This is a genomic window from Xanthomonas populi, from assembly GCF_002940065.1.
GTDB classification, from domain to species: Bacteria; Pseudomonadota; Gammaproteobacteria; order Xanthomonadales; family Xanthomonadaceae; genus Xanthomonas; species Xanthomonas populi.
Genome location: NZ_MDEJ01000350.1, coordinates 1 through 408 on the forward strand (window position 1 = coordinate 1; position 408 = coordinate 408).

General features: G+C 65.4%; 1 pseudogene. It reads right to left on the reverse strand.

Annotated features, from left to right (window positions below):
• Positions 1-408: pseudogene (locus XpopCFBP1817_RS21230) on the reverse strand (IS30 family transposase); the annotation flags it as partial.

The following is a 408-nucleotide window of genomic DNA, read 5'->3' on the forward strand; positions in this document are numbered from 1 at the left end:
GACTGCGACGTTCGGTCATGCTGACCACCACGGCCTTGCGGTGCGAGGCACGGATGGTGTCCAACTCCCAATCGCCAATGCGGCTACGCTGCTCCCCGACGGTCGGGCGTTCTACCCAGCTGCGCCGGTGCTTCAGCTGGCCACGGCCATCGCGTACGCCCTGCCGACGGCGGTTGCGGCGGCGTCGACGCAAGTGCGCACCATATCGCTGGTCGGCATACATGTGCCGATAGATCCATTCGTGACTGACCAAGCCGGTGCAGCCGGCGATCTGTTCGGGACTGAAGTGCTCGGCCAACAAGACCTCGATCTGCGCGATGCGCTCGGCACCGATGCGCGAGCGCTTGCTTGCGTGCGCCGCTGTTGACTCGCGCGTTGCGCCTGATCAGGCGCATACCGATTGCCATG